Below are 14,470 nucleotides of genomic sequence, written 5' to 3'. Positions count from 1 at the left end.
AAAAGCCCACCCTGTACAAGGGCGGGCAAAAATGGTTAATTTTAGTTCAACTTAGGCAATTATTCCGCACTAATATCACCCATTGCCACGATGCTAAAACCTGCATCTACGTGAACCACTTCACCTGTGATACCACCAGCTAAGTCTGAACATAAGAATGCAGCTGAGTTACCCACATCTTCAATCGTTACAGTACGGCGTAAAGGAGCTGTTTTCTCAAAATTAGACAACATTTTTTTGAAGTCTTTAATACCAGAAGCTGCTAAAGTACGGATTGGACCTGCAGAAATCGCATTTACACGAATACTTTCTTTACCTAAATCTGCTGCCATTACGCGTGTGCTTGCTTCTAATGACGCTTTTGCTAAACACATTACGTTGTAGTTAGGAATTGCACGCTCAGCACCTAAGTATGAAAGGGTTAATAATGCTGAGTTAGGGTTTAAGAATGGGCGAGCCGCTTGTGCCATTGCCACAAAGCTGTATGCACTGATGTCATGTGCAATGCGGAAACCTTCACGCGTTGCTGCTGCCACATAGTCGCCATCTAATTGGTCTGCTGGTGCAAAACCAATTGAGTGAACGAAACCGTCAAATTTTTCCCAACGTTGGCTTAATTGTGCGAAACAATCTGTGATGTTTTGATCTTCTGACACGTCCATCGGTAAAATGATGTCTGAACCGAACTCTTTTGCGAACTCTTCTACACGACCTTTTAATTTATCGTTTAAATAAGTGAACGCAAGTTCTGCCCCTTCACGGTGCATCGCTTGTGCAATACCGTATGCGATTGAACGATTGCTTGCTAAACCTGTAATTAAAATGCGTTTACCAGTTAAAAAACCCATAATTTTTCCTCTTTAAAAAATTTTGCAAATTATATAGAAAATTCGACCGCTTGGGGGATTATTTCTGTTTGGTCGGACGTTTCCAACCTTGAATATGTTTTTGTGCCACACGGGTAATCACTAATTCGCCTTCACCCACGTTTTTGGTGATGGTTGCACCGGCACCAATGGTTGCACCTTTGGCAATTTCAACAGGGGCAACTAATTGGCTGTCTGAACCAACGAATACATCATCGCCGATGATGGTTTTAAATTTGTTTGCACCATCGTAGTTGCAAGTAATCACACCAGCACCTACATTTACATTGCTACCAATTTCTGCATCGCCAATGTAAGTTAAGTGGTTCACTTTTGAGCCTTTGCCGACGATCGCTTTTTTGATCTCCACGAAGTTGCCCACGTGTGCTTCTTCGGCTAACTCTGCCCCTGGGCGTAAGCGTGAGAATGGACCAATCGCTGATTTCGCACCCACCACAGAATCTTCCAACACAGAATAAGGTTTGATTTCCACGTTATCGCCAATTACTACGTTTTTCAGCACACAACCTGCACCGATTTTCACGTTGTTACCCAGTTTCACCGAGCCTTCTAAAATCACGTTCACATCAATGGTTACATCTTTGCCGTGTTCAATCGTTCCGCGAATATCAAAACGGTTTGGATCAAGTAAAGTCACACCTGCAAGCATCAATTTTTCAGCTTGTTTTTTCTGATAGAAACGTTCTAATGCAGCTAGTTGCAAACGATTATTTGCACCTTCTACTTCCATATATTCTGTAGCTTGAACAGCCTGCACTTGGAAGCCCTCTGCATTTGCCATTGCAATCACATCGGTAATGTAATACTCACCTTGTGCGTTGTTATTATTTAAATTGCCCAACCATTTTTTGAAACTCGCACCGCTTGCCACCATCACGCCTGTATTCACTTCTTGGATTTTCAGCTGCTCTTCATTGGCATCTTTTTGCTCCACAATCGCGACCACAGAACCATTTTCGCGAATAATACGACCGTAGCCCGTCGGGTTGTCTAATTTCACCGTTAAAAGTGCGATCCCATTTTCAGGTTTTGCTGCAATTAAGCGTTCTAATGTTTCTTTTTGGATTAACGGCGCATCGCCATAAAGCATTAACACATTTTCATCATCAGCAAAGAAAGGGGCGGCTTGTTGCATTGCGTGTCCTGTGCCAAGCTGTTCTGCTTGGAAAACCCAATTCACAGGTTCGTAAGCTAAACGATCTTTTAATAAATCAGCACCATGACCGTAGATTAAGTTGATTTGGCGTGCATCAAGTTGTTTGACCGTATCAATAACGTGTTTTACCATCGGCTTGCCCGCAATTGGGTGTAATACTTTTGGTAAATCAGAATACATACGCGTACCTTTGCCCGCAGCTAAAATCACCACGCTTAATGGTTGTGTCATAAAAACATCCCTTTTAAAAGAAAAAATTAGGCATATTCTATCAGAAAATAGAGCCCTACGACAGTAGGCAAAATAATCTTATAAATCACATAATTACATACATAAACTTCATTTTCAAAACATTTTCTCCCTACTTAATGGGTAAACGGAAAATTCAAATACGTCTCAAAAAACTACTTTTCCTTTACAAAATTAAACTAGAGACTGTACTAAATAACGACTAAAAATCCTATTTAGGGTACTCGGAAAGGTAAACGTCGTTGCGGCGCCGTGGGAAAAATCGCGGTATTTGGGCTTCTCAAACGAAATGGCAACGTTTATAGCATCGTCGTCCCTAATGCGCAATCAGAGACATTATTGCCAATTATCCGAGAGAAAGTTAAGCCTGATAGCATACGGATACCTTTCGTAGTTATGATGTGCTTGATATCAGTGAATTTAGCCATTTTCGCCTCAATTACAGCACGCATTTTGCTGAAAATCATAACCATATAAACGGAATTGAGAATTTTTGAAATCAAGCAAAACGCCATTTGCGGAAGTTTAATGACATTCCCAAGAGTATTTTGAGCTATATTTAAAGGAATGTGAATGGCGTTTTAACAATAGTGAATTAAGGGGTGTTTGGTCTAGTTATCTAGTACAGTCCCAAAATGATTTATTAAAGTAAGTATGGGGCGGAGTAACGCCCCATATTTTTAATGGTCAGAGATAATTTTGCATTTTGGAAGCCGTTTTTTCAACCATTTTATATCATTTTTACTAATTAGGTTACCTGAAATATCTAAATTAGTTAAATTTTTTAGCTTGGCTAAATAAGATATATCATGAATTTTATTTTTACTTAAAATTAAATACTCAAGTTTAGTTAGTTTATCCAATGGTGAGATATCATAGATTAAATGACCTCTAAGACTTAAGAAAGTTAAATTTTTAAGTTCCTGTAAAGATTTAATAGAGGTGATACCTTTAATTCCTCTTTTTTTAGGATAGAAATAATTTTCTGGGTTATTATCTAAATTTAGTTTTATCAATTTTTTCATTGTACTTAAGCTGGATATGTCAGTAATATTGTTATTACGAAGATCTAACTCTTTTAAATTTACTAAGCAATGATTTTTATCGAATAATTTTTCTATTCTATTAGCGTTGCAATTTAAATATTCTAACTTGCTAAGTATACTTAATGGTGATAGATCATTAATATGGTTACAGGAACCATCTATATAGGTTAATTGTTTTAGATTCGCTAATGGTGAAACATCTTTTACCCAATTTCGATAAAAGTTTAGATTTTTCAATTTCTTTAGGTTTTTTAGAGGGGAAAGATCTCTCACCCTATTCTCTGAGAAATTGAGATATTTTAAATGAATAAGAAAAGAGAGCGGAGAAATATCTTTCTCTTTAAGTTTGGAATCTGGAATATCATAGGGATAGTATTCAGGAATCTCTGTTATAATATTTATTTTGACTAAATAATTAATATAATTAATCGGGTTGTCTCTAATATCATAAAATTTATCCGAGAAACATAATTCTTTAGAATTATTTTCTTTTTTAAAAAATCCGTCCCAGCGTTTAGTTAAAATGCGTTCTTTTTCTTTTAATTCATCTCCTATAGATGAGGAGTCATATAATAAATCATGCAACTCTCTATCAATATTATCTTCTACACAATTTATAAATAGTTCTTTCCATTTTTTATCAAGATCATTCCACCAAGCAAGTTTAGCTTTCTTTGTTCTAGGCGTAGTTTGTAAGTTTTTGTTCATAAAATTTTCTCATCTAGGATATATCTGGCATAGTATAGCAGTGTTTTGTCAAACTTATACGACATGATTTGTCGCTGTACCATTTTTCTTTTATTACGTGGTTGGTTTTAAAATTGGTGGTGTAAGCTCACAAAATAAAATGCAAAAACCCTCTTTAAATTGGCTTTAAAGAGGGTTTAAATTTAGAACTTATAAATCATATTATCTTCATAAATCCCATCTTTGGAAGCAGATGCTTTAACCACAATTCGCTCATATCCCTCAAACGCCTGCCAATTATCTGTCTTGCTCTCCTGCATATAGTCTAGATAGCGAATAAACTCACTTTTCGTGCTGCTGAAGAAGATATAAGGCGGTTTGGTGAGGTTGATTAGGCGTAAAAAATCAATCAAATCAAAGTAAGTAGATTGCTTATAACTTTCTTGATGCGTGCATAAGTAAGGCGGATCAAGCAATAATAACACTTTTTCTTGGATCTGATAGCGTGGAATCAGTTTATGAAATGACTCGCTGACAATCTCAATGCCATCTAAATAGCCATCAGCCGTGAGGTAATCACTTTGGCGAACACAGTTCCAGAAATCTTTAGCAAATAATGCCTCAAAACTACCAACTTGCTGACCTGAAAATAGCAACCAAGAAGCCAAGCAATTTAGGTCTTTATAACCCTTGAAATTGTTGATTTTATTGATAATTTCAGCCTTAACTTCCTTGCTTAAACGTCCATTTTTTGGTACAATACCGTGTAAGTGATTAAAGATAATTTGGCGTAATCGGTTGATGTCGTCAATGTGCTTTAATCGCTCGGTGTAGCCATCAAAATCGTTATAAATCACAGTTGCTTTTGGTTTGAGCTGTTTTGCTGTATGACTTAATAAACCACTACTACCAAATACGTCCACAATCGTCCAACCTTCACCCTCTCCATCAATGTGTTTGTCTAACACGGTTTTGACGTGCTTGAGAAACATGCGTTTCTGACCTATAAATGGCAATGGTGCAGCTTTAAATGTTGTTTGTTTGTCGTTATTATTCCTTTTCTAATTTATTCAGACAAACGGGCTGAATAAATATGAGTGGTTAACAAATGAGTTTCGGAAAAAATGGAAAGGTTTCGGAAATGAGATAAATTTGAGATGTGTAAGTGATTGAATTATAATAACAAATATTTACATTACTATTTGTGTATTTTTATTAGACAAAAAGAGAAACAAAATGGATAATGCATTACTTTCATTAACGCATGAGCAACAACAAGAAGCGGTTGAAAAAATCCAGAAACTTGCACAACAAGGCATCAGTATGGGACAAGCAATTCAAATTGTCGCGAATCAGTTAAGAGAAAAATATCAACAGAATCAATTAGATAAAACGGAGAAAATTAAATGAAAAAAATGATGATTGCAACACTAGCACTTGTTTCTGCAACTGCAATAGCAGCACCTAAAACAGAAACCAAAGTTGCAGATCCTACTAATGGTCAGCCTGCAGTAGTTTTAAACGTATATGATTTTAGCTCAAAATCTCCGCGTCCTGTAAAAGGTAATAAAATTTCTCACAGCAAAAATCAACGACTTTGTTGGAGCTCCCTCAATGTACCGTTAACAGGTAGAATGCGCGTTGCAGAAGCATTTTATGCACCTGCACCAACCAATTTCGCCTCTGAAGGAATGAGTGTTACCGCATCAGAAGACAAAAAAAGTTTCTTAGTTGTTGGTGATGTTATTGCAAAAGATAAAGAAAATATCACTCGTTGTTGGAAATTTGATAAATCAGATCCAATTGGTAAATATGAAATGGAAGTACAAATAGGTAACTACGTATTTAAAAATATTTCATTTGAAGTTGTAAAATAATATATAAGCATCAGATAAAAATCTGCCCTCAAAAGTTGAACTCAGCAATCAACTAATTAAGGTGCAGATTTTTTGCATAGCCGATATCTGGATAAAAACCTTCTCTCTATTCCAACCTTGCTAGCACACTACTACAGTTACAGTCATATTTTTAGATACTTATTTGTCAATTAACCGTACCTGCTCATCGAAAAGCTTTGGAAACAGCTACCGTTTAGTTACTTCAAAAATGCTACATGATAGGCAATATGCTCACCAATAAAACTGGCGATGAAGTAATAGCTATGATCGTAGCCTTTGTGGAAGCGCACATCGACCGGTTGATTTGCCGTACGACAGGTTTCGATAAAATCTTCGGTACGCAATTGTGTCGGCAAAAATTCATCTTCCAAGCCCTGATCAATACGCATACCTTGCACTTTATAGCCTTGTTGAATAAGCGAGCTGGCATCATATTGCTGCCATTTTTCACGATCTTCCCCTAAATAAGCAATAAAGGCCTTTTCTCCCCAAGGCACAAGGCTTGGCGACAAAATAGGCGAAAAGGCAGAAACACTTTGATAACGTTCTTGGTTTCTCAGTGCTAATACCAATGCACCGTGTCCACCCATTGAATGTCCCATAATAGAACGTTTGCCGTTGGTAGGGAAATTTACTTCAATCAGACCTGGCAATTCGTTCAAGATATAATCATACATCCGATAATTCGTCGCCCAAGGCTGCTCGGTCGCATTAAGATAAAAACCCGCACCTTGCCCTAAATCGTAAGCTGCATCGTTCGGCACTTGCTCTCCACGCGGGCTGGTATCGGGGGCAACCACAATTACTTGATGTTCTGCCGCATAACGCTGAAAGCCCGATTTAGTAATGAAATTTTGTTCTGTACAAGTTAAGCCTGAAAGCCAATAAATTACGCCAAGCGGTCGATTTTCTGGATTATTTGGCAAATAGACGGCAAATTTCATTTCGCATTGCAACATTTGGGCATTATGCGCCCAAACTTGCTGTAAACCGCCAAAAATTTGATGTTGTTCAATCAGTTTCATAACGTACCTTAGTAATGAATAACAGTGCGGATCGATTTACCTTCGTGCATTAACTCAAAGGCCTCATTGATTTGATCGAGTGGCATTGTGTGAGTCACAAACGGTTCTAACTGGATGTCGCCTTTCATTGAATCTTCCACCATTTTCGGCAGTTCAGAGCGGCCTTTCACACCGCCAAATGCCGTGCCTTTCCAAACTCGGCCTGTTACCAATTGGAACGGACGCGTTGAAATTTCTTGTCCTGCACCCGCTACGCCGATGATAATGGATTGTCCCCAACCACGGTGTGCACTTTCTAATGCTTGACGCATTACGTTTACATTACCGATACATTCAAAGGTATGGTCAATGCCCCATTTATTAATATCTAACAACACATCTTTGATTGGTTTATCGTAATCGTTCGGATTTAAACAATCCGTTGCACCAAACTGTTTTGCCAACTCGAATTTTGCAGGATTAGTATCAATAGCGATAATGCGACCCGCTTTGGCTTGACGCGCACCTTGCACCACAGCCAAACCAATCGCGCCCAAGCCAAACACGGCAACAGAGTCGCCTTCTTGCACTTTTGCTGTGTTATGTACCGCACCAATACCTGTGGTAACGCCACAGCCAAGTAAACATACTTGTTCGTGGTTCGCTTCTGGGTTGATTTTTGCCAGTGATACTTCGGCAACAACTGAGTATTCACTGAAGGTTGAACAGCCCATATAGTGATAGATCGGCTGACCTTGATAAGAAAAACGCGTCGTGCCATCTGGCATTAAACCTTTACCTTGTGTATCACGCACTGAGACGCATAAGTTGGTTTTACCTGAACGACAAAACTCACATTCGCCACATTCAGCGGTGTAAAGCGGAATAACGTGATCGCCTGGTTTTACGCTTAACACACCTTCGCCAATCGCGACAACCACACCCGCACCTTCGTGTCCTAGCACCACAGGGAATACCCCTTCAGGATCGCTTCCTGATAACGTAAACGCATCGGTGTGGCACACGCCCGTGTGAGTATTGCGGATTAACACTTCGCCTTTGCGAGGCATTTCTACATCGATTTCCACAATTTGTAAGGGTTGATTTGGGGCGAATGCCACCGCTGCACGAGATTTGATGGTTGAGTTGATTTGTTTAATTTCCATTGTTTTTCCTCTTAATTCATTGACAAAGTTGCCTTGCCTAAGCAAGATAGCAACAGTTTACACTTTAGAGTTCACTCTAAAGCAAGTGTTTTTTACCATTTTTGTTTAGAGAGAAGAAAAAATGACTTACACCACCGCTAAAGCTGCTGAAAAAATCGGTATCTCCGCCTACACCTTACGCTTTTATGACAAAGAAGGCTTGTTACCTAATGTCGGACGTGATGAATACGGTAATCGCCGTTTTACCGATAACGATTTGCAATGGTTGAGTTTATTGCAATGCTTGAAGAATACGGGAATGAGCTTAAAAGACATCAAACGCTTCGCTGAGTGTACTATTCTTGGCGACGATACTATTGAAGAACGCCTTTCCTTATTTGAAAATCAAACAGAAAATGTGAAGTGTCAAATTGCCGAATTAAAACGCTATTTAGACTTACTAGAATATAAGTTAGCATTTTATCAAAAAGCGAAAGCATTAGGCTCGGTGGAAGCCGTGAATTTACCGCAGATTCCTGAAACAGTCTAAAAGAGGATAAGTGCTCAAATCACGGTATTGGAAGGAATTTTGAAAGAGAGATTTGCAAAATCTAGCTAAAAATAAACCGCTATTTCGAGCGGTTTTTTAGGGCTAAACATAGCGTTTTGCCGTTGAAGCAAAGGTAATTTTATCTGGGCGATAACTAATACTGCCGTATTGAAATGGACGACCATCAGCTAAATAAGTTGTGCTGGTAACACTAACCACCATATCATATTCACCTAAATCCATTTTCTCTTTTTCTTCATCATTAGCATAACGGAAGCTAATTTCCCGTTGAGAATAGCTAATTTTCAAGCCAAGTTCATTTTCTAAATAGCGATAGATAGATTGTTCAGCAATTTCACGGCTAATAAAAGGCACAATCCGTCGATCAAAATAAGAAATCTCATATTCCACAGCTTCGCCATCTATTTCACGATGGCGACTTATACGGTAAAAGTCTATTTGATCATTTACATTAAAGATCCGCATAAGTGTCTCTTCGCCTTGCACAATATATAAGCTAGAAAGGAGCGTTTTCACTTGATGGGTAAATTTATGGTTTAGCTCACTCATCGTTTTAAGTTCAGAAAGCGGTTGTAATTTTAATAAATCACGCTCTAAAATAATGGAATTTCTGCCTTGTTGTTTCTGAATATAGCCATCCATTTCAAGCAAAGACAATGCCTTGCGAATGGTATCCTTAGAAAAACCATAGCTTTGCATCAGCTCATTTTCGCTCGGTAATTCTTGATTAGGTGCTAAAAGTCCTTGGCTAATCTGGGTTTTAATTTCACTATAAACTTGCTTATATTTACTCATTTTTACCCTTTCTTTTATGCTTACTCTATTCGTTATTCCTTTATATGTTTTATAGCATACCATAAAACCAGATAAGTTATACGTAAAAACGTGATCCACATCACAATTTCATATAAAAAAACTGACTTTTACGTAAAAGTAATTGATTGAGAATCAGTTTAGAGTAAAATGCACCACAATTCTTAATTTTAAAAAGGAACATTACAATGACCCAATTTAGTACCTTCGTACAAACCACTACTCATAAAACATTAGAACAACTTAGTGATCGTGAAATTTACGTTCAATTATTAAATTACGTCAAAGAAATTTCTGCGGATAAGCCAAAAAATACCGCAAAACGCAAGGTTTACTACATTTCAGCGGAGTTTTTAATTGGTAAATTATTATCAAATAACTTAATTAACCTTGGAATTTATCAAGAGATCAAAGTCGAATTAGCTGAAGCGGGGAAATCATTAAGCCATATTGAAGATATTGAACCCGAGCCGTCTTTAGGAAATGGTGGCTTAGGTCGTTTAGCCTCTTGCTTTATTGATTCGATGTCCACTTTAGGTTTGAACGCAGAAGGCGTGGGCTTAAATTATCACTGCGGTTTATTTAAACAAGTATTTAAAAAGAATGAACAGCACGCAGAGCCAAATAATTGGATTGAAGAGAATTCTTGGTTAATTCCAACAGAAATCAGCTATGAAGTGCCGTTCAAACACTTTACTTTAACCTCTAAATTAGATCGTATAGATATTTTAGGCTATAAAAAGGAGAGCAAAAACTATCTGAATTTATTCGATATTCAAGCCTTAAATTATAATCTTATTGAAACTGGCATCGAATTTGATAAAACCAGAATTAAAGAAAATCTGACGTTATTCCTTTACCCAGATGATTCTGATAAAAATGGCGAGTTATTACGTATTTATCAACAATACTTTATGGTATCGAATGCAGCACAATTGTTAATTGATGAAGCGATTGAACGTGGCAGTAATTTACACGATTTAGCAGATTATGCTTATGTGCAAATTAATGATACGCACCCTTCAATGGTGATTCCTGAATTAATTCGTTTATTAACCAAAAAACATCATTTGAAATTTGATGAAGCGGTAGAAATTGTCCGTAATATGGTGGGTTATACCAACCACACAATTCTTGCAGAAGCCTTAGAAAAATGGCCGTTAGCTTATTTAAATGAAGTGGTTCCGCACCTTGTGGTAATTATTAAAAAATTAGATCAATTAATTCGCAAAGCCTATAAAGACCCTGCGGTGCAAATTATTGATGAACACAAACGTGTGCATATGGCACATATGGATATTCACTTCTCTAATTCGGTGAATGGCGTAGCAGCATTGCATACCGAAATTTTAAAAAATTCAGAATTAAAATCATTCTATGCAATTTATCCTGAAAAATTCAATAATAAAACTAATGGGATTACGTTCCGTCGTTGGTTAGAATTTTCAAACCAAGAATTAGCTGCTTATATTAAAGCATTAATTGGCGAAGGTTATTTGCACGATGCTACAGAGTTAGAAAAATTATTAGCATTTAAAAATGATAAAGCGGTGCATCAAAAATTAGCGGAAATTAAATTTAATAATAAACTCGCATTGAAAAAATACCTGAAAGAAAATAAAGGTATTGAATTAGACGAACATTCTATTATTGATACGCAAATTAAACGCTTCCACGAATATAAACGTCAGCAAATGAATGCACTTTATGTGATTCATAAATATCTTGAAATTAAAGCGGGCAAATTACCAAAACGTAAAATCACAGTGATTTTTGGCGGTAAAGCAGCGCCTGCCTATATTATTGCTCAAGATATTATTCACTTAATTCTTTGTTTATCAGAATTGATTAATAACGATCCTGAAGTAAATCAATATTTAAATGTATTCCTAGTGGAAAACTATAACGTGAGCGTGGCAGAAAAATTAATTCCTGCCACCGATATCTCAGAGCAAATTTCCCTTGCCTCAAAAGAAGCATCTGGTACGGGCAATATGAAATTTATGCTAAACGGTGCATTAACTCTTGGCACAATGGACGGGGCGAACGTGGAAATCGCGGAATTAGCGGGGGCGGAAAACATTTACACCTTCGGTAAAGATTCAGAAAGCATCATCAAGCTTTATGAAACTGCAGGCTATGTGTCAAAAAATTACTACGAAGCGGACAAAAACATTCAACAAGCGGTTGATTTTATTCTGAATCCTGCAATTGTGAAATTAGGCAACGAAACGCGCTTAACTCGTCTTTACAACGAATTGTTGAATAAAGACTGGTTTATGACCTTAATCGACTTCGATGCTTATATAAAAGCGAAAGAGCAAATTCTTGCTGATTATGAAGACCAAGATAGATGGAACGAAAAAGTGGTACAAAACATTGCCAAAGCAGGTTTCTTCTCATCCGACCGAACCATTGCGCAATACAACGCTGACATCTGGCACTGTGAGGGCTAAGAGGAAGGTATGAAATTACTGACCCTCAACGTACACGCTTGGTTAGAAGATAACCAAGCGGAAAAAATCGACATTCTTGCCGATACCATTGTGGAAAAAGGCTATGATGTAATTGCATTGCAGGAGGTAAATCAATTGATGGCATCTCCTGCCATTTCGCGGGAATTGAAAGCAGATAACTACGGTGTCATTTTACTCAATAAAATCAACCAAAGTGAAGAGCAAAAATACTCACTTTTTTGGAGTAACTCGCACATCGGTTACGACAAATATGACGAAGGCATCGCCTTTTTAACCCGCTTACCTGTGTACGAAGTTGATCCGTTTTATTGCAGCCAGCATCAACGCCTTGATTCCATCCTTTCTCGCAAAATTCTCGGCTTAACCGTGGAATATCAAGGCAAGCGGATTGATTGCTACTCTTGCCACATCAATTTGCCAAACTGCGAAGGCGAAAATCAGCTCGACAACATTCGTAACATTGTCGAACGCAGCCAAAGCGGCAATCTCAAAATTTTGATGGGTGATTTCAACACCGATGCCATTGGCGATTTGCAATCTTACCAACAAATTCAATCGCTTGGTTTGCTTGATACCTTTGAACTTGCCGAGCAAAAAGACCGCGGTGTGACGGTAGAAAAAGCGATTGATGGTTGGAAAGGACATAACCAAGAGAAGCGATTAGATTATATTTTTTTAAATCAAGCCCAAAGGGTTTTATCCAGTCAGGTGATTTTTAATAACAAAAATAAACCGATTGTATCCGACCATTTTGGTGTAGAAGTTGAGCTTTTATTGTAGGAGATATAAATGAAAAAACTGCTCAGTTTTGAATTTTGGCAAAAATTCGGCAAATGCCTAATGGTGGTGATTGCCGTTATGCCTGCCGCAGGTTTAATGGTTAGTATCGGTAACTCATTGCCGTTAATTAGCGATGCCCATTGGCTCGCGATGGTGGGAAACATTATTGCCCAAATTGGTTGGGGGATTATTGGTAATCTTCACTTGCTTTTTGCGCTAGCCATTGGTGGTAGCTGGGCGAATGAACGTGCAGGCGGTGCATTCGCGGCTGGCTTAGCGTTTATCTTGATTAACTTAATCACGGGTAATTTCTTTGGTGTGAAATTGGAAATGTTAAGCGATCCAGCTGCACACGTTAGCACCATATTCGCAGGCGAGATTCCAGTTGCACATTACTTCGTAAATATTCTCGGACAACCCGCTTTAAATATGGGCGTATTCGTTGGGATTATTGCGGGTTTTGTGGGTGCAACCACGTTCAACAACTACTACAACTTCCGTAAATTGCCAGAAGTGCTTACTTTCTTCAATGGTAAACGTTTCGTGCCTTTTGTGGTGATTTTCCGCTCTGTGATTGTGGCGATTTTCTTAGCCTTATTCTGGCCAATCGTACAAACAGGAATCAATCATTTCGGCGAATGGATTGCCAATTCACAAAGCTCGGCACCAATTCTTGCACCATTTGTGTACGGCACGTTAGAGCGTCTTTTATTGCCATTCGGCTTGCACCATATGCTCACCATCCCAATGAACTACACTTCATTAGGGGGCACTTATGAATTCTTAACCGGTGCACAAGCGGGCAAACAAGTATTCGGTCAAGACCCATTATGGCTCGCATGGATTTCTGACCTCATCAACTTAAAAGATTCAGGCGATATTGTGCAATACAACGAATTACTTAATAATGTAACTCCAGCTCGCTTTAAAGTGGGTCAAATGATCGGCTCAAGCGGTATTTTAATGGGCTTAACCCTTGCGATGTACATCAATGTCGATGCTGACAAGAAAAAAGTGTACAAAGGGATCTTCCTATCTTCTGCCCTTGCAGTGTTCTTAACTGGCGTAACCGAGCCAATCGAATATATGTTTATGTTTGTGGCACTTCCGCTTTACCTTGTGTATGCAGTAATACAAGGTGCAGCGTTTGCGATGGCAGATATTGTGGACTTACGCGTGCATTCATTCGGTAACATCGAGTTCTTAACCCGTACGCCTATGGCAATTAAAGCGGGCATCGGAATGGATTTAGTGAACTTCATCTGGGTTTCAATCTTATTCGCTGTAGTGATGTTCTTTATCGCCAATTTTATGATTAAGAAATTTAACCTTGCCACCGCAGGCCGCAACGGCAACTATGATGCAAAAAATGCAGACGAAGCACCATTAGACGAGAAAAAAGTGGCAAACGCCAGTGAACAAGTGGTGAAAATCATCAACTTACTGGGAGGCAAAGATAACATCTCGAATGTCGATGCTTGTATGACCCGCTTACGTATCACCGTTCATAACCCAGAATTAGTGGGCAAAGAAGCGGAATGGAAACAAGTTGGTGCAATGGGCTTTATTGCCAAAGGCACAGGCATCCAAGCGATTTACGGACCAAAAGCAGATGTATTGAAATCGGATATTCAAGATTTGCTTTCATCAGGAGCGGAAATTCCTAAACAGTAAGAGAAGTCTCTTAAAGAAATCTCCATTGAATTGATCTGCGCCCCAAAAGTTGAACTAAACAACCAACTCACTAAGGTGCAGAT

At 38.3% G+C, this 14,470-nt stretch carries 13 protein-coding genes and 1 pseudogene; 7 read left to right on the top strand and 7 right to left on the bottom strand.

What is annotated here, in order from left to right:
* Nucleotides 1-59 precede the first annotated feature (59 nt).
* Together fabI and glmU are read right to left on the bottom strand one after the other, a co-directional pair.
* Entirely contained in the window at nucleotides 60-848 is a 789-nt protein-coding gene (fabI, locus tag B0185_RS01925; RefSeq protein WP_005705539.1) for an enoyl-ACP reductase FabI, read from the bottom strand.
* A gap of 58 nt (nucleotides 849-906) precedes the next feature.
* On the bottom strand, nucleotides 907-2,274 hold the full coding sequence (gene glmU / locus B0185_RS01920; RefSeq protein WP_005705458.1) for a bifunctional UDP-N-acetylglucosamine diphosphorylase/glucosamine-1-phosphate N-acetyltransferase GlmU: 1,368 nt from the start codon (nucleotides 2,272-2,274) through the stop codon (nucleotides 907-909).
* Between the two features lie 237 nt (nucleotides 2,275-2,511).
* On the opposite strand from glmU, the pseudogene B0185_RS01915 reads away from it, so the two are divergent.
* Nucleotides 2,512-2,944: pseudogene (locus tag B0185_RS01915) on the top strand (IS1595 family transposase); the annotation flags it as partial.
* Nucleotides 2,945-2,972: 28 nt separating this feature from the next.
* Here the strand turns inward: B0185_RS01915 and B0185_RS01910 are convergent.
* Both B0185_RS01910 and B0185_RS01905 read right to left on the bottom strand, forming a co-directional pair.
* On the bottom strand, nucleotides 2,973-4,046 hold the full coding sequence (locus B0185_RS01910; protein ID WP_005705451.1) for a leucine-rich repeat domain-containing protein: 1,074 nt from the start codon (nucleotides 4,044-4,046) through the stop codon (nucleotides 2,973-2,975).
* Between the two features lie 182 nt (nucleotides 4,047-4,228).
* Complete coding sequence (locus tag B0185_RS01905) at nucleotides 4,229-5,017, bottom strand: DNA adenine methylase (RefSeq protein ID WP_078208073.1); 789 nt, start codon at nucleotides 5,015-5,017, stop codon at nucleotides 4,229-4,231.
* A gap of 244 nt (nucleotides 5,018-5,261) precedes the next feature.
* Between B0185_RS01905 and B0185_RS01900 the strand changes: the two genes are divergently transcribed.
* Nucleotides 5,262-5,435, top strand: coding sequence for a YoaH family protein (locus tag B0185_RS01900; protein WP_005706378.1), 174 nt, complete (start codon nucleotides 5,262-5,264; stop codon nucleotides 5,433-5,435).
* Entirely contained in the window at nucleotides 5,432-5,902 is a 471-nt protein-coding gene (locus B0185_RS01895) for a hypothetical protein (RefSeq protein ID WP_005706377.1), read from the top strand. The genes B0185_RS01900 and B0185_RS01895 overlap by 4 nt, the downstream gene beginning before the upstream one ends.
* Nucleotides 5,903-6,120: 218 nt before the next feature.
* Here the strand turns inward: B0185_RS01895 and fghA are convergent, their stop codons facing one another.
* Both fghA and B0185_RS01885 read right to left on the bottom strand, forming a co-directional pair.
* Complete coding sequence (fghA, locus tag B0185_RS01890) at nucleotides 6,121-6,948, bottom strand: S-formylglutathione hydrolase (protein ID WP_005706383.1); 828 nt, start codon at nucleotides 6,946-6,948, stop codon at nucleotides 6,121-6,123.
* 8 nt (nucleotides 6,949-6,956) lie between these two features.
* Nucleotides 6,957-8,093: an S-(hydroxymethyl)glutathione dehydrogenase/class III alcohol dehydrogenase gene (locus B0185_RS01885; protein ID WP_005706384.1), complete on the bottom strand. Its 1,137-nt coding sequence runs from the start codon at nucleotides 8,091-8,093 to the stop codon at nucleotides 6,957-6,959.
* A 121-nt stretch (nucleotides 8,094-8,214) separates the two neighbouring features.
* Here B0185_RS01885 and B0185_RS01880 point away from each other — a divergent pair, with 121 nt between their 5' ends.
* Nucleotides 8,215-8,622, top strand: a complete 408-nt coding sequence (locus tag B0185_RS01880) for a MerR family transcriptional regulator (RefSeq protein WP_005706375.1) — start codon at nucleotides 8,215-8,217, stop codon at nucleotides 8,620-8,622.
* Between the two features lie 102 nt (nucleotides 8,623-8,724).
* On the opposite strand, the gene B0185_RS01875 is transcribed toward B0185_RS01880, so the two are convergent.
* Nucleotides 8,725-9,438 (bottom strand): UTRA domain-containing protein, encoded by a 714-nt coding sequence (locus B0185_RS01875; protein ID WP_005706379.1) that lies wholly within the window; start codon nucleotides 9,436-9,438, stop codon nucleotides 8,725-8,727.
* A 206-nt stretch (nucleotides 9,439-9,644) separates the two neighbouring features.
* Here B0185_RS01875 and glgP point away from each other — a divergent pair, with 206 nt between their 5' ends.
* From glgP to B0185_RS01860, 3 genes are read left to right on the top strand one after another with little or no spacing between them, the layout of a single operon-like run.
* Complete coding sequence (gene glgP / locus B0185_RS01870; protein ID WP_005706380.1) at nucleotides 9,645-11,912, top strand: glycogen/starch/alpha-glucan family phosphorylase; 2,268 nt, start codon at nucleotides 9,645-9,647, stop codon at nucleotides 11,910-11,912.
* A 9-nt stretch (nucleotides 11,913-11,921) separates the two neighbouring features.
* Nucleotides 11,922-12,713: an endonuclease/exonuclease/phosphatase family protein gene (locus tag B0185_RS01865; protein ID WP_005706374.1), complete on the top strand. Its 792-nt coding sequence runs from the start codon at nucleotides 11,922-11,924 to the stop codon at nucleotides 12,711-12,713.
* 9 nt (nucleotides 12,714-12,722) lie between these two features.
* On the top strand, nucleotides 12,723-14,387 hold the full coding sequence (locus B0185_RS01860; protein WP_005706381.1) for a PTS transporter subunit IIBC: 1,665 nt from the start codon (nucleotides 12,723-12,725) through the stop codon (nucleotides 14,385-14,387).
* Nucleotides 14,388-14,470: the final 83 nt, after the last annotated feature.

It is taken from the genome of Haemophilus parahaemolyticus (genome assembly GCF_002015035.1).
Lineage (GTDB): Bacteria > Pseudomonadota > Gammaproteobacteria > Enterobacterales > Pasteurellaceae > Haemophilus_A > Haemophilus_A parahaemolyticus.
The sequence above is the reverse complement of the archived record's forward strand: the minus strand, read 5'-3'. Positions and strand labels throughout refer to the sequence as shown.